This window comes from Paenibacillus sp. CMM36, assembly GCF_053570945.1.
This window is the reverse complement of the sequence record NZ_JBSEDY010000002.1, coordinates 511304-533398: the sequence shown is the minus strand read 5'-3', so window position 1 is coordinate 533398 and position 22095 is coordinate 511304. Positions and strand designations below refer to the sequence as shown.

The window sequence follows — 22095 nt, the reverse complement described above, 5'->3', positions numbered from 1 at the left end:
AAGGGGTTATAGGGGAATAGATAGGCTCTTCTTCCCAATGGAGAGCTTGATATAGAAATTGGGTGATGGGGTTGCGGTCAAAAGGTAAGTCGAAACCGAGACGACAATTCAAAGTTTCGCTACAATTCATGATTATTATTTTGGTTGTTTTAGTTATCATTATTTCCTTAATTATATCCTTGCTTCTCATTCGTAATTTCGTGATTAACAAACATTTTGATAATACAAAGGAAAAACTTTCGGGTGTTGCCAAGATGGTTGCCAGTGACAACGATGTTATTCGTAATGTCGAGCAAGGAGCTCCTGTGAAGCAGATCCAAGACTATTCGCTTGGAGTCATGCATAACGTTAATGTGGATTTTGTTGTCATTCTGAACCACGATTTAATTCGGCTATCTCATCCGAATGCAACGATGGTCGGCAAACCGTTCTCGGATTTGAATGATGCCAGAAGAGCGCTATCCGGTCAGGGACATTTTTCTGAGAATATAGGTATTTTGGGCAAAGGTTACCGATATTTTACGCCGATATTTAATCAACAGCATGAGGTCATTGGGATTGTATGTGTAGGGCTGACCATGAGAACCCTAAATCACGATTTGATGCAGGCGCAGTATACCATTTTTGGGGGGCTGATGCTGGGACTCTTTAGTGGAGTTCTAGGCGCGATCATTCTGGCTCAGAAAATCAAAACCATTTTATTTGGGCTTGAGCCGCAAGAGATAGCAACACGATTGCGCGAAAAAGAAATTATTGAAAATGAGGTCGCTGAAGGTATTATAGCCATTTCGGCTGACAAGAAAATTATGCTTATGAACAAAGAAGCTCAGGCCAAGTATCAACTGGCAAACCAAGAAATGAAAGCCCCGATTGGCGAGCAGCTAGATACCAACTTTTATAACGTGCTTTTCAAGAGAGTGTTCGATGATAAAAAGAAAATCAAGGATCGCTCATTTTATGTGAATGGTATAGAGGTCATTGCGACAGTAACCCCTATATATATTGAAAATGAATTTTTTGGGGCAGTTGCAACGCTGCGCGACCAATCCGAGATGATCCATCTCAGCAACCAGTTAAGTGGTACAAAATATTATATTAACTCCCTTCGCGGACAGACCCATGAATTTATGAACAAAATGCACGTAATATCCGGGCTGATTGAAATGAGGAAATATGCGGAGGTCAGTCAATATATTCATCAGTTAAATCACCGGTATCAAGATGAGGTAGGCTTTTTGACGGAGAGAATTAAAGTACCAGCATTAGCAGGTTTTATTATGGGTAAAATCAACGAAGCACGCGAACAGAATATTTCGGTTCTTCTTGCAGAAAGCTCGGATGTCTCTAATGTGGAGATGCAGGATATCGTTCATGATGTCATACACATCCTGGGCAATTTTTTTGACAACGCCATAGATTCCATCTTACAAAAAAAAGAACCCGGCAAAATTGAGCTTAAATTGAACTATGAGTGTGAGGGTAATGTATTCATTCTGAAAGTAAAAGATAATGGGTTGGGGATTGATTTTGAGATGCAAAAAAGGATATTCGAGCATGGCTTTTCAACCAAAGGAGAAGACAGAGGCTACGGCTTGAATCTGGTTAAAACCATGGTGGAAAATCATCAAGGAATCATTGAGCTTGATAGCCAACCGGGTCTGGGAACAAGTATATATGTAGAGTTGCCCTGTACATTGGAGGTGACAAATAATGAAAGTTCTAATCGTTGAGGATGATCCGATGGTTGCTGAGCTCAATCAACAGTTTATCGAGCGCATGGACAATTTGGATGTTGTATGTAAGGCAGATACCGTCAAGAAAGCACAGGACTGTCTTCAAAAATGGTCACCGGATCTGGTATTACTGGACGTTTATTTACCTGGAAAAAGCGGATTAACTTTATTATCTCATATGCAGGAGCATCAATATCATGCTTCAGTTATTTTAATTACGGCTGCAAAAGATATTCAGACGGTGAAGGAAGCTGTTTTTTATGGTGTTGCAGACTATTTAATTAAACCCTTTACATTCGAACGCTTTAGACTGGCTGTTGAGAAAATCCAGCGTCTGGCCACGGTGATGGAGGAAGGGAACGGAATTAATCAAGCTGTTATTGACCATTATTTTAATAAAGAAGAGCACACGGGTGTGGAAAATAAAAAACCTGTTGAACATCCACCGCATAATGTATCGAAAAACCTGTCTAAAAATTTGTCCAAACTGACCATGACCACAATACTGAAGAGTATTCAAGAGCTGGACGGACCCTTCTCAGTTGAAACGTTAGCTAGAGAAGTGGACTTGTCCCGTATCACGGTCAAAAAATATATTCAGTTCCTGGTGGACGATGGCTTTCTCGTTGAATCGATAGAATACCACAAGGTTGGCAGACCGCTAATGCTCTATCAGTTGAATCCTGATATAAAAGAACCGCCATTTCCATTGTAATCTGGAAATAGCGGTTCTTTTTTTGTTCAACAAGAGTACCGAGCTTCCTAATTATTTCATAGAGAGGACAGGAAGTGGGACCAGGTTATCCGAAGAATGAGTTGTAACGATATCATGGAAGTTGTCGTAGCTAGTTTCAATCATGTTGGATAACGCCGTAACGGTATTCGAGCCAGCATGAGGCGTTACCAAAACTCTTGGATACAGCTCCACAAGCTTCTGGATCGTTGGGTCCGGGAGCATTTGCCATGGTTCAAACGCTTTGAAAAATAGTTCTTCCTCTTTAGGGAAGACATCTGTCCCAAATCCCTCCAAATGATTACTGAGTAAAGCGTCTAGAATGGCTTGATTATCTTGTAATTCTCCACGTGAGGTATTGATGAGGATAGATCCCTTTTTCATTTTTGCTAAAAAGCCAGCATTAATCATTTGGTCGTTCTGTCCCGGCAGATAAGGAACATGCATACTAACAATATCGCTCTCTGCCAGTAGCTCATCCAAGGTTGTGAATGGAATGACTTCCTTGGCTGCGTCGGATTGGTACACATCATAGCCGATAACAGAAGCTCCTAATCCTTTAAACAATTTGGCCTCTGTCAGACCAATGCGTCCAACCCCGATAATCCCAACTTTACAGTTATGGATCTCTTTGCTGAATGTATGCTCATCCACAATAAAATTTTTGAAAGAGCTTTTGGTAGTCATATAAGCGGTGTGGCGGAACAGCATCATAGCCAAAGTTAAGGAGAGCTCAGCGATGGCATTCGGAGAGTAGGATGGCACGCGTGCCACCTTCATTCCGAATTCGCTACAGGCATCCAAATCAATGTGGTTGATTCCGACTGTTCTGGTGAAAATATATTGAATGCCGTATTCATTGAATTTTGTGATATTTTCCCGATTGGCAGCACAGTTTCCTCTTAGCAAAACGGCATCGTGATGCTGCGCCAATTCTGCATTGCTGGTGGTTAACAACTCTTCTACCAGCGTTAGTTGGAAGTTATATTTATTGAGATCCTGGAAATAGGGTTTCTCATAAGAACGGACACCATAGCAAATGATTTTTAACATGTTGTTTACCCCCTGATTTAGAAAATTCCAATTTTATCAATGACATTGAGCGTAATGATCCACACTGGAATCATGACGACAGAAGTGATAGTTGATAGAAGTGATGCATTGGAAGTCAATATGGCTTCCTTATCAAAACTGATGGCATAGGCTGCGGCTACGGTAGCTGTAGGAGTAGCCATCATGATGACAATAGTAGCTAAAGCGACAGAATCAACTGACAGAATATGAGATACAGTCAACAAGGCCAGCAAGACGATGTTAACAATAGGTACAAGCCAAACCTTAACGATGCTGTAATACCAAGAGGTCTTATCCGTAGCTGCCGACTTGAAGCTGATCTCCCCCAATGTCGAGCCAATCGATAACCAGGCTAATGGAGAAGCTAGCCCAGCAAGGTAGGTCATGGGCTTGAACAGCCAGACAGCCGTTTGATCAATTCTTAGAAAGGCGAACTGCTGAATGGCCCCATCCTCTGTAGCTATACTCATCTGTGGCAAATAACCTTGAAACAACCAAACAAACAAGCCTAGAAACGTGGCGATAACAATGGGATTCATAAACATGGTTTTGAGATTTTTAAGCTCCATTTTCAGACCGCTCATTTTGATATAGCCATAGGAGTATAAGAAAATGCGGTACCCTATGTTAAAAATGGAGCTGTACATCACTCCGGTAGGGCCGTAAATGGCTCCGACAATTGGAATCCCGAAGAAAGTCGTAGAACCGAAAATGGTTAACACCCGCAAAACATCCTGTTTATCCTTGTTGTAGCTCAGGAAGAACGGTTTAGATATAAAGATGAGAATAATATAAATTAGAACTCCCCATATTAAAACATTCATTCCTTGTTTTAACATTGTAGGATTGATATCTTGCATGAAAGAATTAAAGGCTAGCGCTGGTAGAGCCACGGTTAGAACAACCTTGGATAACATCTTTCCTACTGCTGCGTTAAAAATCCCCTTCTTGCGGCAAAAGAAACCAAGAAGGATAATAAAAACGGTGGAAGCGATAGAACTGACAATTTTGTTATCTGTTAAGGTCGCGGTAATCATTTCTAGTAAAGACATAAATAAAACCCTCTCTTGTACCTTTTTTCACATATATGACGATGCAGAATGTGACGATGCAATGCCCTGATCTTTTGGCCAAAGTGTTGGTTTGCACCTTTATAGTAAAATGACTTTGTGAAAAAAAGAACAATATCTAATTAATTTAACTTATGAAACTAATTTAAAAAATTTATACGTTACATCAGATAGCAAATGAAACGAGAGGGGGCGTCTTCACTTCACAAAATGATTATTTCTTGGCTTTGTGAATGCTCATCAACATCCGTGCTATAATGTAAATCATTAAACCCTACTTGATTGGTGGGTTAAATAGAAAAGACGAGCAGGAGGGGCCGCATGAATCCGATACAACATATACTGAACGAATTTCAGCTGATCGTGCTGGATGGCGCAATGGCGACCGAGCTGGAGCGTCATGGACATGATCTGAACGATAGCTTATGGTCAGCTAAAATCCTCCATGAGCATCCGGAGTCGATCAAGCGTGTACATAGGGATTATTTTGAGGCTGGGGCAGACTGTGCGATTACTGCGAGCTATCAGGCTACCGTTGAAGGCTATGTTAAACGAGGCTTAAGCGAAGCTGAGGCGCTGGAACTGATTCAATTATCGGTGCGGATTGCTGTGCAGGCACGAGATGAGTTTTGGGCTGACGTGACGGCTACTGCAAGTCAGCGACATCGTCCCAAGCCGCTAGTTGCGGCCTCCGTCGGCCCTTACGGGGCGTTTTTGGCAGATGGATCAGAGTATCGCGGCGATTACAAGCTGAGCGAGGAACAGCTTGTGGAGTTTCACAGGCCGCGTATGAAAGCTCTGATTGAGGCGGGTGCAGATATTTTAGCTTGTGAAACGATACCCTGTCTGGTTGAAGCCAAGGCCATCGCCCGATTGCTGAAGGAATTCCCTGGTACGTATGCCTGGATCAGCTTTAGCGCAAAGGATGGGCAGCATATCAGCAATGGTGAGTCTGCCGCTGCATGTGCTGAGTGGCTGAATGGGCATGAGCAAGTGGCTGCTGTAGGAATCAATTGCACTTTGCCGAAATTCGTTCCATCGCTTATTCACGAAATACGCAGCCACACGGATAAGCCTGTGGTGGTATATCCCAATCTGGGAGAGGAATATGACCCGGTCACCAAGACATGGCACGGTAGCACTTGTACAGAGACGTTCGGACAAAGTGCCCGCCAATGGTATGAAGCGGGAGCTCGTCTGATTGGTGGTTGTTGCCGGACTCAGCCGCAGGATATTGAGGAAATAGCATCATGGACGAGAGATGTATAAACGAGGATAAGCGTAGCGTAGGGATAAAGGTTATCTATAAGAGGGTAACTCGATGACCCGAAAAAACAAGCAGGCTGAACCAAGTGGTGCTCCAGCAATGGAGCAGCTTGGTTCAGCCTGCTTCGTTAACTATCTGCGCCGATCCGGTCAGCTTTCTGCCAAACGTTCCAGCAGTGCGTCTCCATTGCGGCTCACCCGAATATGGGCAAAATGTGCGTTCTGTTCTACAGTACGTCCGGTTCCCTCAGGGATGAAATAATTCTCAATACCGTACACAATACGAGAACCATACCACTGTCCATTTAGAATGACCTCATGACTGGCAAGTTTTTCGCCATCTTGATAGAGGCGGTCTGCGACGTATACTCCTTGGTTATCTGGTGTGAGAACGACTTTGAACTTGCCTCGGCTCCATTCTTCCTCCTGAAGAGGGGTCTTGGAAGGAGGGGTAGATATGTCGTAATTCAGTGCCACATAATCGCCTTGTAGCAGGGAGCGCGGGTCTATAGGAGCCAGTTTGAGCTTAATGGAAGCCCCTGTGGCGAGCAGGGTTTCGCTTCTCACCGTCTGATACCCGATGATCCCCAGCTGTAGCACGATGACAATGGCAATGAGTAACGGGCTTAAGCGCATAAAGCTAAAGCTGCGGTGATCGGCATCGAATGCTGCTTTGCCGCTATGGGCCATTCGCCGATCCGCCCACCAGGTAATTCCGAGCGCAATGATCCCCAGTAACGCCAGCGTAAAAGATTTATACAGTAGCATCCACAATAAATCATAGTATTTGAAGCCGATAAAAATAAACCAGAAGACAACACTCATGATGGCCTCCGATTTTTGTTTCAGACGGGCAAAGGCAAAGACCATCCCGGTAACGATAACAAAATAAAAAATGTTAATGAACATATAAGAGTGTGGAACGACATCCTCGAAGAACGTCGCCCAAAACAGGAACAGCAAGCTGAAAAATAATGAGCTATTCCGCAGATGTTCTTTTAACTCCGTCTTGGATATAAAGTAACTTACCCCATATAACACGGCATTGACGATGAAAAGAGAGAAGATGATGAACTTGTAGGTCCAGTTCCAACCATCCCACTCCTGATACTGCTGAAATAAAATGGTCGCCAGATTCAGGTTTACAAAGGTGTAGGCAAAAAACAACTGCCTTTTCCCCTTGGAGCGAAACCATCCAGCGATGGAAACGATCAGAAATAATACCGAAAGCAGCGACTGATCTGACCATAGAATGGCCGCCAAGCCTGTAATATAGCTGATGGTCAGCAGGGTATAACGTATGACCGAATCCAGCTTGGATTCCGGTATGACAATCATCAAAATCATAAGTAGCAATGACACAACCAACAGTACATATTCGGTGTGGTTTACATTCGTGCTAATCATAATCAATCCGATGAGAGATATACTTCCGATCAGCACTCCAACCACTTTGATTACACGGGATACGGTTTTGCTGATCCATTCACTGCCACGTTCCTCGGGAACGGTTGTTTCCACATCGGTTTTTACGATATCCCCGTTTTCCCCATTGAATATCTCCCCTGTTTCCGGTGGTGTTTTCCCCAAACGATTCAAATAACGGAAAAACCACACGTTACCGGTCAGCAGCAGCGCCACAAAAATCAAACCAAAAACAAAAAACAGAGATGAGTAGTAAGCTTCTGTCAGCTCTATAAATTTAAAGACAGCAAAAGCGGAGAGCGCCAATGCATTCAAGGTCAGTAGTGTTTTATTCAGCCGTACCTTGATAAATATATAAAATCCTAAAGCAATCACAGCGATATACGGTATATTCATGACCAGGCCATAGCCATCAAATGCAAAAGAATTAGTCATCGCTAACATGGCTATATGAAAAACAGTAAAGCTCATATATTGTAGTGGAGCAGAGTGTATACGATGAAGGAACGTCAATAGAAACAACACCAGATTGACCAGTGCGAACACTCCGGCAATGGACAACGATTCCAGCTCGCTATAAGACGGGCTTTGCATCGTAGGGTAAAAATAAAACCACAAACCAAGATGAATCAGTACATACGACAGCATATAAAAAGGATTGTAGCGAGTGATCCAACTAAGTAGCAGAGCCGGTACCGACCAAATGAAAAACAATCCGTAGCTGTCCGCATGGGAATTGTAAATTTGACCGAGCAATGCCACAGAAACGCCAAAGGCTATACAGCCAGCCACCAAAAACATATTAGACAGAAAAGCTTGTTGGCCGGGAACAGCACGTATCCGTGCAAATACAAAAGACAAGCCATAGAACAGAACAATAAGCGCAGCAGCCAGTACAATCTTGACTGTCCGATCCAGTCCGCCCCAATTGGAGGCGAAAAAATAAATAATTGCGGCAAGTATCAGAGAGATGCCCAGCAGATAGCCCGTACGTATCGCATTGAATCGCAGCATGGATTTCACGTACCTTTCCTGTTGGTTTGATGCTTATTATAACGTTGAAAGGTCTCAGAACCAAGTACAAATTAGGATCAGGTCATAAAAAAAGAGAGCCACTGTATACGGCGGCTCTCTTGAACGTTACTGGATTCCAGCTAGGCATTGACGGTACGAATCTCTTGCCGGGACTGATGTCGGAAGCGATACTCACGCGGCGGAATCCCTGCTGTTTTCTTAAATGCTTTGGAAAAGGTGGACATATCGGTATAGCCGATGGACTGGGCTATGATCGACAAATTGTAAGTTGTCTGCTCCAGTAATCTTTTGGCTTCGTTAATCTTAAGGTTTTGCAAATACTTGGCGGGAGAGATGAGGAAGGTGGAATGGAACTTACGTGAAAAATGTGCACGATCCACACCTACATGCTCGGCAATTTGCTCAATCGTAACACGGTCACAATAATGCATTTCAATGTAATCTTTCCCCTGCTGGAGCCAATAATCAGAGCATACAAAGTTGCGCAGCACGTCAGATGTGTTGCGGGATAACTCCTCGAAGATCTGGTGCAGTGTAATCAAGCGGGCCAGATCGCTGCCCTGTCTGCTGTTGTCGTGCGCGATGGAAAACAGGTTGGAGATAAGTCCGAGGATTTGCTCGCTCACGGCGTTAGCCATAAATGGCGTAGAGGGATTAATTCCGATCCGCTCCAGCAGTTCGAGGGATTTGGGTCCCTCAAAGGCAATCCATACCTTTTGCAACGGGTGCTCCTGATCGGTGTAATATTCATGGGCAAGATGCGGAAAAAAACAGAATAAATCAGACTTTTGGACACGGTACTTCTGTTGCTTATAAATAAACTCAGCCTGACCTTCAAGTACAAAAATCAAATAAAAATAAGGAACAGCCTTGGGACCGACATGGCAGCTTGTTTTCGAAATATCCATACCCAGTCTGACAGGCCAAATGGCGCTGGACTTTTCCAATTCGGTAGCTGTGAAATAATGGTCTTCCACGATGTCGAAGTGATCTTCATTTTTTGCTCTTTTCATAACTTGTCACCTCTCCTTTGGTGGAGATAAGGGAATTTTGATTTTATTGTATATAAAGGAAAGCACAATTACAAGTTAATTCATTGGAATTAAGGGTTATATAATTAAAACTACGTATGCCAAAGGCCCCATGGCCGGTTTGAGACGAGCCATGGAGCCTTTTAAGTTCTGTATTATGAGAGGAGATTAGCCTATATTTATACGTTCAAGATTCCTTCTTTTGGAGTAACGTTGAAGGCTTTGGCCAGATCGGCCAATTCCTGATCTGTAATCCGCTGCCGAATATCATGGTGGGCAATGAGCATATAGATTTGTGCTGCTTTTTCAATCGTCTCAATGAGGCCAAACGCTTCATCAATGGAGCTGCCCGTTCCGAAAATGCCATGATGAGGCCATAATACAGCGTGATGATCCTTCATTTTTTTAGCCGTTTCGCGGCCGATTTCGCTGGAACCCGGTACCATCCAAGGGATTACACCGATACCGTCTGGAAAGACGACAATACATTCGGTACACATTTCCCACAGCGTTTTGGTGAATTGGTTTTCGTCCAGACTATGAATGAAGGTCATGGCAATAACATGGGTGGCATGATTATGAATCACAACGCGATGGTTAGGATCGACCTTCAAGCGCTCAATGTGGCTCATAAAATGAGAAGGCAACTCACTGGTAGGCACTGCGCCATGTTTGAGGCCCCACAAGACTTCCAACTGCTCGCCATCCTGGGAGACACGAAGGACCCCTAAGTTAGCTTCTGAATCTGCAATTACATTTTTAAAATATTTTCCTGATCCGGTGACGATAAAATATTTACCAGCCAGTTCATTTACCGGGAAAGCAGGTTTAATCGTCCGAATGACCTGATGAATATCTATATATTTTGCAACCTCAGCTTCATCCAGAATATAGCTTACATTACCTCCATTGCGTTCATCCCAGCCGAATTTCCACATGTTTTGTGTAATTTCCGCCATCTCGCGGACAAATGGGATATCCAGTCCCGATTTTCGTTCTTTTTGATTCCCCAGTACAGTAGTCATGGATAATCTCTCCCTTTGGATGATATGAATATAAGCATTATCAGTACAGTAGTTAACGTTTCAGCAGTACCTGTTGTTCATAGTCTTTTACTTCGGCCAGCCATTCCTCACGAACAGGAACGCCGTTTTGAGCGCAATAGTAATCCCATATGGCACCAAACGGATACGATTTGAACTCTTCGACTAGAGCAAGACGAGTGGTGAAGTCCCGTTCCTCTTCCGCCTGCTTTAATGCTTCAATCGGTTCGAGCATAGCGCGAAGCAGCGCTTTGATCGTGTTGCGTGTTCCGATGACCCATGCTGCCACATGGTTGATACTGCCATCAAAGAAATCAAGACCGATATGGGTGCGGGAAAGCAATTCACCGCGAACCAGCTCACGGGCAATGTCTAGCAATTCGTCGTCCATTGTCACGACATGATCACTGTCCCAGCGAACTGGTCTGCTGACATGGAGCAATAATTGGTCGGTGAACATCAGCACAGAGGACAGTTTGTTCGAAATGACTTCGGTTGGATGGAAATGACCAGCATCGAGACAGATAGATTTACCCCGTGTCAGGGCGTAACCCATATAGAATTCATGCGAGCCCACGACATAGCTTTCCGAGCCAATGCCAAACAGCTTGCTTTCAACCGCATCGATGTTGTATTCTTCGCTGATTTTCTCGCTAAAAATCTCGTCCAGCGCATCACGCAGACGTTCTCTTGGAGCCAACCGATCAACCGGAGTATCTTTATAGCCATCCGGCATCCAGTGGTTTGTAACACAAGGCTGACCGAGTTCTTTGCCAAAATGCTCGGCAATCCTGCGTGATTTTTTGCAGTGGGTGATCCAAAAATCACGGATTTCCGAATCCTTATGGCTCAGTGTGAAGCCGTCTTCCGCTTTGGGATGGGAGAACAGGGTTGGATTAAAATCAAGCCCAAGCCCTTGCTGTTTAGCCCAGTCTACCCAGTTCTGAAAATGGCGTGGCTCCAGTTGATCCAGATCCACTTGTTCTGTGGTGTCCGCATAGATCGCATGCAGATTAACCTTGTGTTTACCGGGGATGAGCGATAGAGCCTTTTCTAAATCCTGACGCAACTCATGCGGCGTGCCGGCTCTGCCCGGGTAGCTGCCCGTTACCGCAATGCCCCCACTCAGCTGTTTGTCTTTGAATAGAAATCCCTGAACATCATCTCCCTGCCAGCAGTGCAGTGATATTTTGATTTGTGAAAGCTTCCGTAAGATGTCGTCTACTTGAATACCATGGCGGGCATACAGCTTTTTCGCTTCGTTATAACTGGCTTCAATGGCTTCGTTCATGGCTTTACTCCTTTATTGAGATATGTGAATAGTGGACATCGCTTGTCTCTTAAGGTGCTCCCAGCGATCCAGAAGTTCTTGCATGCCTTCCACCGATTGCGGCTCATATAGCCGAGTCGGAAAGGAGCGGGTGATGGTTCGGCCAGCAGCTTTGAGATCCTCAAGAACTCCAGAGCTAATTAATTGCACGACAATATTGCCGATGGCCGTAGATTCGGAAGGACCTGCCTGAACTTCAATTCCCAAGAGATCGGCTGTTAGCTGACATAGTAATTCGTTGTTAGCACCTCCGCCGACAATGTGCAATCTGGTAATCGTTTCGTCTGTTAGACGTTGCAGTTCGTGTAAGGCATCACGGTAGCTTAAGGCCAGACTGTCGAAAATACAGCGGGCGAGTGAGCCCGGCGTCCTGGGGATGGGCTGGCCTGTTTCTCCACAGAATCGCTGGATTTCAACAGTCATACTATCCGGGTTTAAGAAGGATGATTGGTTACAGAGGACGAGACTGACAAACGGTGTCTCTGCTGAAGCCAGTTCGGCCAATTCGGCAAAGCTATGTGCACAGCCCCCTTCTCTTCTGACCTCCTGAATCATCCACAATCCCATAATATTTTTCAGAAAACGGTACGTACCGTAAGCGCCCCACTCATTAGTGTAGTTCGCCTGCATGGCTGCCTTCGTATTCAAGGCTTCGGATCGTTCCATTCCCAGTAGTGACCACGTTCCGCTGCTAATATAAGCCCAAGATTCTTCCCGCTGTGACGGAACACCTGCAACAGCCGATGCAGTATCGTGAGTAGGCGCAAGAATGATCTGACAGTCCGGAAGATCATATTTATGAACAAGCTCCGGCAAAAGAGAACCCAGAACCCGCCCAGGTTCTGCGAGCTCTGAAAACTGATTACGTCGCAGTTGGAGCAGGGACAGCAGGTCTTCATCAAACTCTCGGGTGTTCACGTTGAGAAGCTGCATCGTGGACGCATTCGTCATTTCATTGATCATGATGCCTGTCAGGCGATAGTACAGATAATCGGGGACCATCAATATTTTATCCGCCTGGGCAAGCTGTTCCCGGTCATGGACGAACAGCTGATACAGGGTATTAAAGTTTAGTTCCTGAATGCCTGTTTTCTCATACACAGCCTCTCGACTGATGAGCTGGTGCAGCCTGTCGGGTGCGTGGAGGGTACGTGCATCCCGGTAAGCGTATACCTCATGAATGCGGTTACCTTTCTGATCAAGCAGCACGTAATCTACAGCCCATGTATCAATGCCGAGCGTACAGGAATGAATCCCCTTCTGTTTAGCTTTTTGCAAGCCCTGAATAATCTCATTTAATAGTTCGTCGATATTCCAGTAATCGTGTCCGTCTTTTTCGGTAAAGGAGTTGTTGAAACGGTGAAGCTCTTGCAAGTGTAGTTGGTCACCTTGCAGAGTTGCACCTACGAGCCTACCGCTTGAAGCTCCAATATCAACAGCAAGATAATTATTCATATCCAATCTCCTTGCATGGATAAAATACGGGCAGCCTGAAAGTCTGCCTTTTGTTTTCTTAACTAACTCCATACTACTTCCGTTTTTCTTTACAGTCAACAGAAACGGAAGTGAAATTTGTGGATTTATTTTTGTTTTTTAAAACTATAATTAAAATTGAATGTTGTTTTGTATGTATTTTTGTTTTTTAACATCTGTTTTCTACTATATATATACCTTCAACAAAGGTCGATTTGATTTTACGATATTCCAATTGTGGAAGGTTCTCCAAATGCTGCTGTCTGTATGAAAAATAGTCTTGAAACCGCCCGCCAGAGGGTGTAGTATACAAGATATCAATTTCATATGACTCGTATAATATTGGGGATATGGCCCAAAAGTTTCTACCGGACGACCACTGTAATCGTCCGACTATGAGTGATAGCGCATCGGCTTCGGATGAATGCGGGCATTTATTTGTGCGCCAATCCGTCAGGGATTATAACCCCAAGGACAGGCTTCACTTGAGAAACAACTCAAGGGAGCCTGTCCTTTTTTGGTTTTGGCAGGTTTTACTGTTCAGGATTTTGCAAAATCCTCACTATTTTAAAGTACAGAAGGAGCGATACTCGCATAATGAAAGTTTTGGAGGAACGTATTCGTCAAGAAGGACAGATTTTATCTGACACCGTATTAAAGGTAGATTCATTTTTGAATCATCAGGTAGATACAGCATTAGCATTAGAGATTGGTAAGGAGTTTGCACGCCTGTTCGGCAGTGCTCCGATCACCAAGGTGCTTACCATTGAAGCTAGTGGTATTCAATTTGCAATGGCTACTGCTATTGCCTTGGGGGTCCCGTTCATTTATGCGAAGAAAAAGAAGGCCATCACGCTGAATGAGCAGGTATACTTCGCAGAGGTTCATTCGTTCACTCGGCAGGAAACCTATCAGGTGAGCATTTCTCAAAAATATCTCGATGCCAGCGACCATGTGCTGATCGTAGATGATTTTTTGGCTACTGGTGCAGCATTGGTCGGACTTACGGATATTGTGAAGGAAGCAGGCGCGGAGCTGGCCGGGGTTGGTTGCGTAATTGAAAAGAGCTTTCAGGAAGGCCGGGGACTATTGGAGCAAAGAGGCATTGCTGTGCGCTCTCTTGCGCGGATCGCTTCCATGGCACCGGGCGAGGTCCATTTTATAGAGGAAGCTGGCACGGTGATTCCTCCCGTTAAGGAGAATGTGGGATGTTAAGTAAACAAAAATTATTTGCACTGGGCTTTCAGCATGTCATGGCAATGTACGCTGGAGCGATTGCTGTTCCTCTGATTGTAGGGGGAGCATTGCATCTGACGCCAGCCCAGATGGCCTATCTGGTGGCTGCCGATCTGTTCACTTGTGGGATTGCTACGTTATTGCAGATTATGGGCACACGTTTTTTTGGTAGTAGACTGCCTGTCATTTTAGGCTGTACGTTTACGGCAGTAGGCCCCATTATCGCGATTGCTTCGACCTCGAATTTGGCGACAGCGTACGGTGCCATTATTTTGTCTGGTATATTCGTGGTGCTTGCGGCACCGCTGTATGGCAAGCTGCTACGCTTTTTCCCGACGGTCGTTACGGGTTCGGTCGTTACGATTATCGGTCTATCTCTTATTCCGGTGGCGATGAACAATGTAGCAGGGGGCCAGGGCAGTTCAGACTTTGGACAGCCACGTAATTTGCTGTTGGCGCTGGTTACTTTGCTGGTTATTTTGCTTGTGAATCGGTTGGCAAAAGGCTTTATGCGCTCGATTTCCGTGCTCATCGGTCTGTTTGCAGGCACGGTGGTTGCTTATGCGATGGGAATGGTGCATTTTGCTCCCGTGGCCGATGCGTCATGGGTGAGTGTTGCGCAGCCGTTTTATTTTGGTAAGCCAGAGTTTAGCATTATGGCGGTATGTACAATGATTATTGTCAATATTGTCAGCATGGTCGAGTCTACGGGCGTTTATCTGGCAGTAGGCAAAGCGATTGATCAGAAGGTGGAGCAAAAGCAGATCGTCAATGGACTTCGTTCGGAAGGACTTGCGATTATGCTTGGGGGTATTTTTAACGCGTTTCCTTATACAGCTTTTTCGCAAAATGTTGGCCTGATCTCACTCACACGCGTCAAATCGCGGAACGTTATTTTTGCTGCGGGCGGTATCATGGTTGTTCTCGGTTTGCTGCCTAAGCTGGCTGCCTTAACGACAGTGATTCCTAACGCTGTGCTGGGCGGGGCGATGATCGTCATGTTTGGCTCGGTCGCTGCATCAGGCATGTCTATTTTGTCAGAAGTGGATCTGCGAAAGGAAAGCAATCTGCTGATCGCAGCATGCAGTATTGCTGTGGGCCTAGGTTCTGCCGTTCTGCCACAAATGTTCGACCAGCTGCCGAGCTTTGCCAAAATGTTGTTGCAAAATGGTATTGTTTCGGGCTCGATTACAGCGATTGTCTTGAACATCGTTTTGACGAGAAAACAAGGGGAATCGGTCAAAAGCGTGACGATTCAGGAGGTTCCACAGAAGGTTTGATGATTAGAAATAAATAAAGATAGCCGGAGAGAGGACGTATGCCTCTTTTCCGGCTGTTTGGCATGGGGTTATCCAGATAGTAGATCCCCTTGCTGTCTGGGGATATATAGATAAACTGCGGAATGAAATGGGTAGCTCTAATTTGGTGCGTTTTCCAGTTTACTTACTAGAAGAATTTGCTAGAGCAGCGGGCGATATCATGGTATAATTTACCTTATGGATTTTGAATAGTGGTGGATGTTTTCGGACCACGGTGCAGCTTCCCGAAAGGGGGTGAAGCCGATGGTCAACCTTGTGTCGTGCTACGATGTGTTGCGTTGGATGGTTACGTTACTAAGCCTGGTGTTTAGTATTCGTAAACTTTATCGCTGGCTACGTCGGAAATTTCGGAACAAGCGAAAACCCACCGCGTAATTAGGTTGGCCCCTAACGGTGGGTTTCGTTTGCATTAACCATTAGTTATGCAGCGCGCCGTGGGTGATCCACAGCCTTTCAAGTCCTAAGAGTCTTTGCCGTTGGCGCGGCGAAGACTCTTTTTAGTATACGGACACGGTGGTTTACTCTATACCTAATTTTAACACTTCAATTGCGTACACGCAATTGGAGGTTAGGTCTTGTTTCTACCTTATCGTTCAAATTTAAATTATTGTGCAGCCTTTATTGACAAGCCTGTGACAACAAAATAAGATCGTAATGAAAAGAAATAAAGGAAGAAAACAGGTGTGAGCCGGACAACTCTATGTATGGGGTTTCGTAGAGACGATGTACATAGTTGTTGAGCATGTTCACTTAAAAGGGAAGTTCGGTTGATTCCGACACGGGCCCGCCACTGTATACAGGCATCAGCAGGATACTGCTGGAGCTTTCAGAACAGCCACTGGAATTGTGAAGAACCGGGAAGGCCTGAAAGATACGCCTGGAGTCAGGAGACCTGCCTGTTTTGACATCACTGTCAGACCCACGGGATTGCTGGGGAGGTGGTTAGGCGTGCTGCATACGGAATGTCTGAAACCGATCCCTTCTATATTATTAGAGTTGGCTTCGAGGTGAGTTTTGGCATTTTATATTGAAGGCATTTCTGACTGCTAATCAAGTGGTCCGGAATGCTTTTTTTGGCGTTTTACGTTAGGTTTATATGTTTTTACAAGATAGAGGGGGACTCATGAAATGATTAGCAATCGTAGTAGGCGTTCATGGTTCGTATGTACAGGGGTGATGCTGCTGCTAGCAGTTATGGCTCTTTCGGGATGTGCCAGCAATAAGACGGCGGATAGCTCCGGCAAGGGGGAGAACGCGTCAGCACAACAAACAGCGACAGATAAAAAGCTAGTAATGGCGTATACGTGGAAACCGTCAGGCGTTGACCCGCACGGAGATAATAGCTGGGATGTAATGCGATCCGGTGCAGGCGAGACGCTGGTACGTTTGAATGAAAAGCTGGAACCTGTGGCTTGGTTGGCAAAGGAGTGGAAGCAGGACAGCCCTACAGTTTGGACGTTCAGCTTGCAGGATAAAGTCACTTTTCATAATGGAAAAAGTATGGATGCAGCAAGTGTAAAAGCGTCTTTGTTACGCTCTATTGAGAAAAGCCATCTGGCGAAGGATTTACTGAATGTGAAGTCCATTGATGTAAGCGGCCCGCTGGCCTTGAAGATCACGACAAACCAGCCGAATGCGGCGTTGGTGTCTAATCTAGCTGATCCATCGACGATTGTACTGGATGTGGCATCGATGAAAGATGAACAGAGTTACCCAGCGATGACAGGCGCCTTTAAAGTCAAAGCGTTCAACAAGGACCAATCGTTGGTCGTAGAGCGTTATGACGGATACTGGGGCGAGAAGGCACGATTGGCTGAAGCGACGATGAAGTTCATTACGGACGGGAATTCGCGCCTGATGGCACTGCAATCCGGTGAGGTGGACGTAGCAACGGATATTCCGGTTGATAACGCAGAGGTACTGAAAAAGAACGGCAAGCTGCAAGTGCTGTCAGCTCCGTCCTTGCGCACCCATATGATCGTGTACAATATGGAATCGCCAGTATTCAAGGATGTGGCGAACCGTAAGGTGGTGGACAGCCTGATTCCACGCGCATCGATTGTGAGCGCCGTCATGAGGGACTTCGGTACGGAGGCAAGCAGCCCGTTCCCGAGCATTCTTCCCTTCGGTAAAGTTGAGCGTAAAGCGCTGGACGGAACGGCAGAGCAACTGTTGACGAAGGATGGCTGGCAGAAGGACGCCCAAGGGACATGGACTAAGCAAGGCAAGCCGTTCGAGGTTACGCTGCTGACTTTCCCTCAGCGTCCGGAGCTCTCTGTTATGGCTGAGGTCATCCAAAGCCAATTGCTGAAAGAGGGAATCCAGGTCAAGATTCGCAAGGTGGAAAATATCGACGAGGCGTTGACCAAAAACGATTGGGATTTTGCTATGTACAGTATGCTTACTGCTCATACAGGAGAGCCGCAATATTTTATGGACATGTTTTATTCTTCGAAAAGCGAAGCAAATGTAAGCCGTTATAGTTCCAAACCGCTAGAGAGTATTCTTAACAGCTTGAAGCTGGCGAAGGATACAGCGCAGCGTAATGCTGTGACACTACAAGCGCTGGATATCATCAATACGGATTTGCCACAGTCGTTCATTGTGCATCCTGATAATGTGTTTGGCGTGAAAAAAGGGGTGGAGGGTTTTACACCCCATCCGATCGAGTATTACTACATTACGACGCAATCCGATATTGCGGAATAACGAGCTGCGTATCCTATGATTCGTTTTATACTGGAACGTGTGGCGCAGCTGCTTATCATTGTATTCGTGGTATCCACGCTGACTTTTGTACTGATGCGGCTGGCCCCTGGAGACCCTGCTACCATTTTGCTCACCGCGCATAATATCCCTGCCTCTGAGGAAGCCTTGACGACGCTACGAAAGGAACTGGGCTTAAACGAACCGCTTCATATTCAATATGTGAACTGGCTGCGGGATGTGTCCACAGGGCATTGGGGCACTTCGTATGTATCCAAGGAGTCGGTGCTAGCCGAACTGTGGAACAGACTGCCCGCTACTGTGGAGCTAGCTGCTGCGGGCTTCGCCGTCATGACGGTGCTTACGCTGGGGCTGGGGCTGGCTGCCTCGCTAAAAATCAGCGGCCCACTGGATCGTCTGGGCAGGCTGTTCGCCCTGCTGGGATCGTCGATCCCCTCTTTTTGGTTTGGTTTTCTGTTGATCTATCTATTCTCCGTTCGCTTGGGCTGGCTCCCATCCATGGGAAGGGAGGACTGGACACATCTAGTGCTCCCAGCGCTGACTCTTGGCGCAGGTTTGGGAGCTGTGCAAGCACGCGTACTGCGCGCTCAAATGCTGGAGCTGGGTGACCGGAATTTTGTGAAAGCAGCGAAGGCTCGAGGCTTTTCACGTTTGCATATCCTGTTTTTTGAGATATTTAGGCATGCGGTTCTGCCTATAATTACACTGCTAGGTACCAATCTATCATTTATGCTGGCAGGTAATGTGATTGTAGAGACCATTTTTTCATGGCCGGGGTTGGGCAAGTATTTTATAGATGCGATTACACAGCGAGATTATCCGGTGATTCAGGGGTATGTTATTTTTGCCGTATTTTTAATTGTAGGAGTTCAGTGTTTGGTGGATGTGGTCCAGACGGCGATAGATCCGAGGCTGCGTTTGCGTTAAGGAGGAAGCTGAAAATGAAAAAGATACGGCTTTCCTTTCAAGGGAGTTTGCTGGCAGGAGGCGTACTGTTTGGTCTGATCGTGCTGCTTGGGTTATTGGCTCCATGGGTCGCTCCTCATGATCCTCTCCAAGTGGACCTTTTGAACCGTCTGGCACCACCCAGCCGGAAATATCCTTTCGGTACGGATCATCTGGGCCGGGATGTGCTATCACGGCTAATTTACGGGATTCGGATGAGCGTGCTAATCGCATGTGCGATTACTGTAGCTACGTTGTGCTTCAGTCTGCCTATAGGGTTGCTTATTGGTTATGTGCGCGGACGCGTGGACCAGCTGGTTATGCGAGGAATCGACGGGGTACTGGCTTTTCCTGATATTATTTTAACGGTGGCGATTGTCGGTATTTTGGGTCCGGGTTTTGTTAACATGACCCTTGCCATTATTGCGGTACGGTGGGCGGGCTATGTCCGATATATCCGTAGTCTGGTTCAAAAAGCTTGTCAGGAGGACTACGTTCGGTATGCCCGTTTATCCGGCAATTCACACGTACGTATACTGAGTCGTTATGTATTGCCACAAGCGTTGCCGCAGTTGTTGGTTTATACGGTATGGGATATCGGACGCGTGGTGCTGATGATCGCTGGGCTGTCCTTTCTTGGACTGGGTGTACAGCCGCCCAGGCCAGAATGGGGCGTGATGCTGCATGATGCCACCTCATATTTTCAGGTGGCTCCGCATGTCATGATTTTCCCAGGCTTGGCGATTATGCTATTCGTACTTGCCTGCCAGCTTTTGGGTGACCGCTTTTCGGAAAAGGAGGCGGCCAAATAGTGGAGGATCAAACAGCCCTTGGGGGCAAGGATACGATAGAACAAGTGGCAGGTCGAAAACCGTTGTTACACGTGGAACATTTGGAAATCTGCCGCACAGGCGTAGGAGCAAGCAGAAGTGGGAGCAAACCACTGCTGCGTGATGTGAGCTTTTCCATATATTCAGGGGAGATTGTGGTCCTGACTGGACCGAGCGGATGCGGCAAGAGCCTGACCGCTCACGCAATCGCAGGCATGCTGGAGCCAGGTATCGGTGTTACGCATGGGCGTATCTACTATAACGGGGAAGACATTCTCCCGTTCCAGGAACGGCGCTGGCAAAGGCTGCGCCGAGAGGATATTGCCCTGCTCATTCAACAATCGCTGAGCGGGTTAAACCCGATCCGGACTGTCCGCGCCCAGCTGATGGATACGCTTAGACTGCACGGGCGGCGTTGGATGCCGCATGACCAGATGGAGCCGGAGCACGCTGGTGCTGCATTATCCCACAATGCACCGCAGCAAGTCCACCCACTGGGCGTGCTGCCACGGATGCGGCAGATGCTGAGCCGTGTCTTAGAAATAGCCAGAGGAGGCGCTACTCCAGTGCGGGAGGCCTATTTGCGCTCTCTGCTCTGCAAGGTAGGGTTTGCAGATCCTGAGCATACTTTGTCGTCATATCCTTTTGAACTAAGTGGAGGCATGTGTCAAAGGGTGCTGCTGGCTGCCATGCTAAGCTCCGGTCCTCGCCTCTTTATTGCCGACGAGCCTACTACGGCGCTGGATGTGATCAACCGCGACAAGGTCTTGGCATTGCTGCAACAGTTGAGAGAAGACTTTGATCTCACCATATTGTTGATCTCACATGATCGCAAGGGTATGAGTCGCATAGCAGATCGAGTGTTGGAGATGAGCCCGGAAGGAAGGATGCACCAGTGATGCTGGAATTGAAGAATGTGACCAAAGCATACCCTGTCCGCAAACGGAGAAAAGGTTGGTTCAGCACGCAAGATAGCGAACAGGCCGTGAAGAAGGTGAGTCTGGAGATACGACAAGGAGAATGTCTTGGACTGGTTGGAGAAAGTGGAAGTGGCAAAAGCACGCTGGCACAATGTATTCTGGGGCTGGAGTCGTTGACCTCAGGAGAGATTTGGCTGGATGAACAGCCCATTCACACCGGAAAGATGAAGGATGTTCAGCTGTACAAGCGAATCCAGTTGGTTGCACAGGATTCGTCCTCCTCGCTACATCCCCGTATGACCATTCGAGATATTTTAATGGAGCCAATCCACAACTATTTCCCTGAGCGAAAAGCGCAGGCGCTGGATATTTGTCTGTCTCTATTGGAATCGGTAGGATTAGAGGCTGACAGTCTGGAAAAATACCCAGCTCAGCTGAGTGGCGGGCAAAAGCAGCGGGTATGTATTGCCCGAGCTTTGGCGGTGGAGCCAAATATTATCTTGTTCGATGAATCGATCGCCAATCTGGATACGACAACGCAGTCTTCTGTACTGGACATGCTCAAGAGAATGCAGGTGGAACGTCAGTTGTCCTACCTATTTATCACTCACGATCTCCCATCTACTCGTCAGTTTTGTGACCGCGTTGCCGTCATGGTTCAGGGGGAGATTGTGGAAATATTTAGGGAATGGGATGAAGACTTGTTACAGCATGAGTACACGCGTACTCTATTTCAAACGTTGGCGAATTAAGCCATAAGTTTAGGATTTTTCAAAATCCTCATTCTACAAATTCAAAAGAAATAAGAGGGTTGCTTGTCGAATAGTGTTGACAAAATTGAGCGTGATACCTATTCTAAATATGATTATGATAATCATTATCACATATATAGAAAAGGGGAAATA

At 46.2% G+C, this 22095-nt stretch carries 17 protein-coding genes and 2 riboswitches; of the genes, 10 read left to right on the top strand and 7 right to left on the bottom strand.

The window, feature by feature from the left end; genetic code table 11:
• The first annotated feature begins 128 nt into the window (after nt 1-128).
• Together ACWA2B_RS06465 and ACWA2B_RS06460 are read left to right on the top strand one after the other, a co-directional pair.
• Nucleotides 129-1730, top strand: a complete 1602-nt coding sequence (locus ACWA2B_RS06465) for an ATP-binding protein (RefSeq protein WP_080710706.1) — start codon at nt 129-131, stop codon at nt 1728-1730.
• Nucleotides 1711-2448, top strand: coding sequence for a response regulator (locus ACWA2B_RS06460; RefSeq protein ID WP_069012284.1), 738 nt, complete (start codon nt 1711-1713; stop codon nt 2446-2448). Before ACWA2B_RS06465 ends, ACWA2B_RS06460 begins: the two co-directional genes overlap by 20 nt.
• A 51-nt stretch (nt 2449-2499) precedes the next feature.
• Here ACWA2B_RS06460 and ACWA2B_RS06455 read toward each other — a convergent pair whose 3' ends face one another.
• Together ACWA2B_RS06455 and ACWA2B_RS06450 are read right to left on the bottom strand one after the other, a co-directional pair.
• Nucleotides 2500-3519, bottom strand: coding sequence for a 2-hydroxyacid dehydrogenase (locus tag ACWA2B_RS06455; protein WP_340933702.1), 1020 nt, complete (start codon nt 3517-3519; stop codon nt 2500-2502).
• A gap of 17 nt (nt 3520-3536) precedes the next feature.
• Nucleotides 3537-4592: an AEC family transporter gene (locus ACWA2B_RS06450; RefSeq protein ID WP_340933700.1), complete on the bottom strand. Its 1056-nt coding sequence runs from the start codon at nt 4590-4592 to the stop codon at nt 3537-3539.
• Nucleotides 4593-4931: 339 nt separating this feature from the next.
• Here ACWA2B_RS06450 and mmuM point away from each other — a divergent pair, with 339 nt between their 5' ends.
• On the top strand, nt 4932-5879 hold the full coding sequence (gene mmuM / locus ACWA2B_RS06445) for a homocysteine S-methyltransferase (RefSeq protein ID WP_029518816.1): 948 nt from the start codon (nt 4932-4934) through the stop codon (nt 5877-5879).
• A 147-nt stretch (nt 5880-6026) separates the two neighbouring features.
• Here mmuM and ACWA2B_RS06440 read toward each other — a convergent pair whose 3' ends face one another.
• The 5 genes from ACWA2B_RS06440 to rhaB form a co-directional block, all read right to left on the bottom strand.
• Nucleotides 6027-8315, bottom strand: a complete 2289-nt coding sequence (locus ACWA2B_RS06440; RefSeq protein WP_449291857.1) for a GDYXXLXY domain-containing protein — start codon at nt 8313-8315, stop codon at nt 6027-6029.
• A 140-nt stretch (nt 8316-8455) separates the two neighbouring features.
• Nucleotides 8456-9349, bottom strand: coding sequence for an AraC family transcriptional regulator (locus ACWA2B_RS06435; RefSeq protein ID WP_340933697.1), 894 nt, complete (start codon nt 9347-9349; stop codon nt 8456-8458).
• Between the two features lie 197 nt (nt 9350-9546).
• Nucleotides 9547-10392: a rhamnulose-1-phosphate aldolase gene (gene rhaD, locus ACWA2B_RS06430; protein ID WP_340933695.1), complete on the bottom strand. Its 846-nt coding sequence runs from the start codon at nt 10390-10392 to the stop codon at nt 9547-9549.
• A 52-nt stretch (nt 10393-10444) separates the two neighbouring features.
• The gene (rhaA, locus tag ACWA2B_RS06425; RefSeq protein WP_318627754.1) at nt 10445-11701 is read right to left on the bottom strand and encodes an L-rhamnose isomerase; all 1257 of its coding nucleotides are present in this window, start codon (nt 11699-11701) and stop codon (nt 10445-10447) included.
• Between the two features lie 12 nt (nt 11702-11713).
• Entirely contained in the window at nt 11714-13195 is a 1482-nt protein-coding gene (gene rhaB / locus ACWA2B_RS06420; protein WP_318627753.1) for a rhamnulokinase, read from the bottom strand.
• A 330-nt stretch (nt 13196-13525) separates the two neighbouring features.
• A riboswitch (purine riboswitch) is annotated at nt 13526-13629 on the top strand.
• A gap of 181 nt (nt 13630-13810) precedes the next feature.
• Here rhaB and ACWA2B_RS06415 point away from each other — a divergent pair.
• From ACWA2B_RS06415 to ACWA2B_RS06385, 7 genes are all read left to right on the top strand, one after another.
• Nucleotides 13811-14428: a xanthine phosphoribosyltransferase gene (locus ACWA2B_RS06415; protein WP_318627752.1), complete on the top strand. Its 618-nt coding sequence runs from the start codon at nt 13811-13813 to the stop codon at nt 14426-14428.
• Nucleotides 14422-15729 carry a nucleobase:cation symporter-2 family protein gene (locus ACWA2B_RS06410; protein WP_318627751.1) on the top strand — a complete coding sequence of 436 codons (1308 nt, stop codon included), beginning with the start codon at nt 14422-14424 and terminating at the stop codon, nt 15727-15729. Before ACWA2B_RS06415 ends, ACWA2B_RS06410 begins: the two co-directional genes overlap by 7 nt.
• A gap of 755 nt (nt 15730-16484) precedes the next feature.
• Nucleotides 16485-16682, top strand: a riboswitch (cobalamin riboswitch).
• Nucleotides 16683-16896: 214 nt separating this feature from the next.
• Complete coding sequence (locus ACWA2B_RS06405) at nt 16897-18477, top strand: ABC transporter substrate-binding protein (RefSeq protein ID WP_318627750.1); 1581 nt, start codon at nt 16897-16899, stop codon at nt 18475-18477.
• A gap of 15 nt (nt 18478-18492) precedes the next feature.
• Nucleotides 18493-19422, top strand: coding sequence for a nickel ABC transporter permease (gene nikB / locus ACWA2B_RS06400; protein WP_069012274.1), 930 nt, complete (start codon nt 18493-18495; stop codon nt 19420-19422).
• A gap of 14 nt (nt 19423-19436) precedes the next feature.
• Nucleotides 19437-20252 carry an ABC transporter permease gene (locus ACWA2B_RS06395; protein ID WP_318627749.1) on the top strand — a complete coding sequence of 272 codons (816 nt, stop codon included), beginning with the start codon at nt 19437-19439 and terminating at the stop codon, nt 20250-20252.
• On the top strand, nt 20252-21169 hold the full coding sequence (locus tag ACWA2B_RS06390) for an ATP-binding cassette domain-containing protein (protein ID WP_449291810.1): 918 nt from the start codon (nt 20252-20254) through the stop codon (nt 21167-21169). The genes ACWA2B_RS06395 and ACWA2B_RS06390 overlap by 1 nt, the downstream gene beginning before the upstream one ends.
• Nucleotides 21166-21942, top strand: a complete 777-nt coding sequence (locus tag ACWA2B_RS06385; protein ID WP_318627747.1) for an ABC transporter ATP-binding protein — start codon at nt 21166-21168, stop codon at nt 21940-21942. The genes ACWA2B_RS06390 and ACWA2B_RS06385 overlap by 4 nt, the downstream gene beginning before the upstream one ends.
• The last annotated feature ends 153 nt before the right edge of the window (nt 21943-22095 follow it).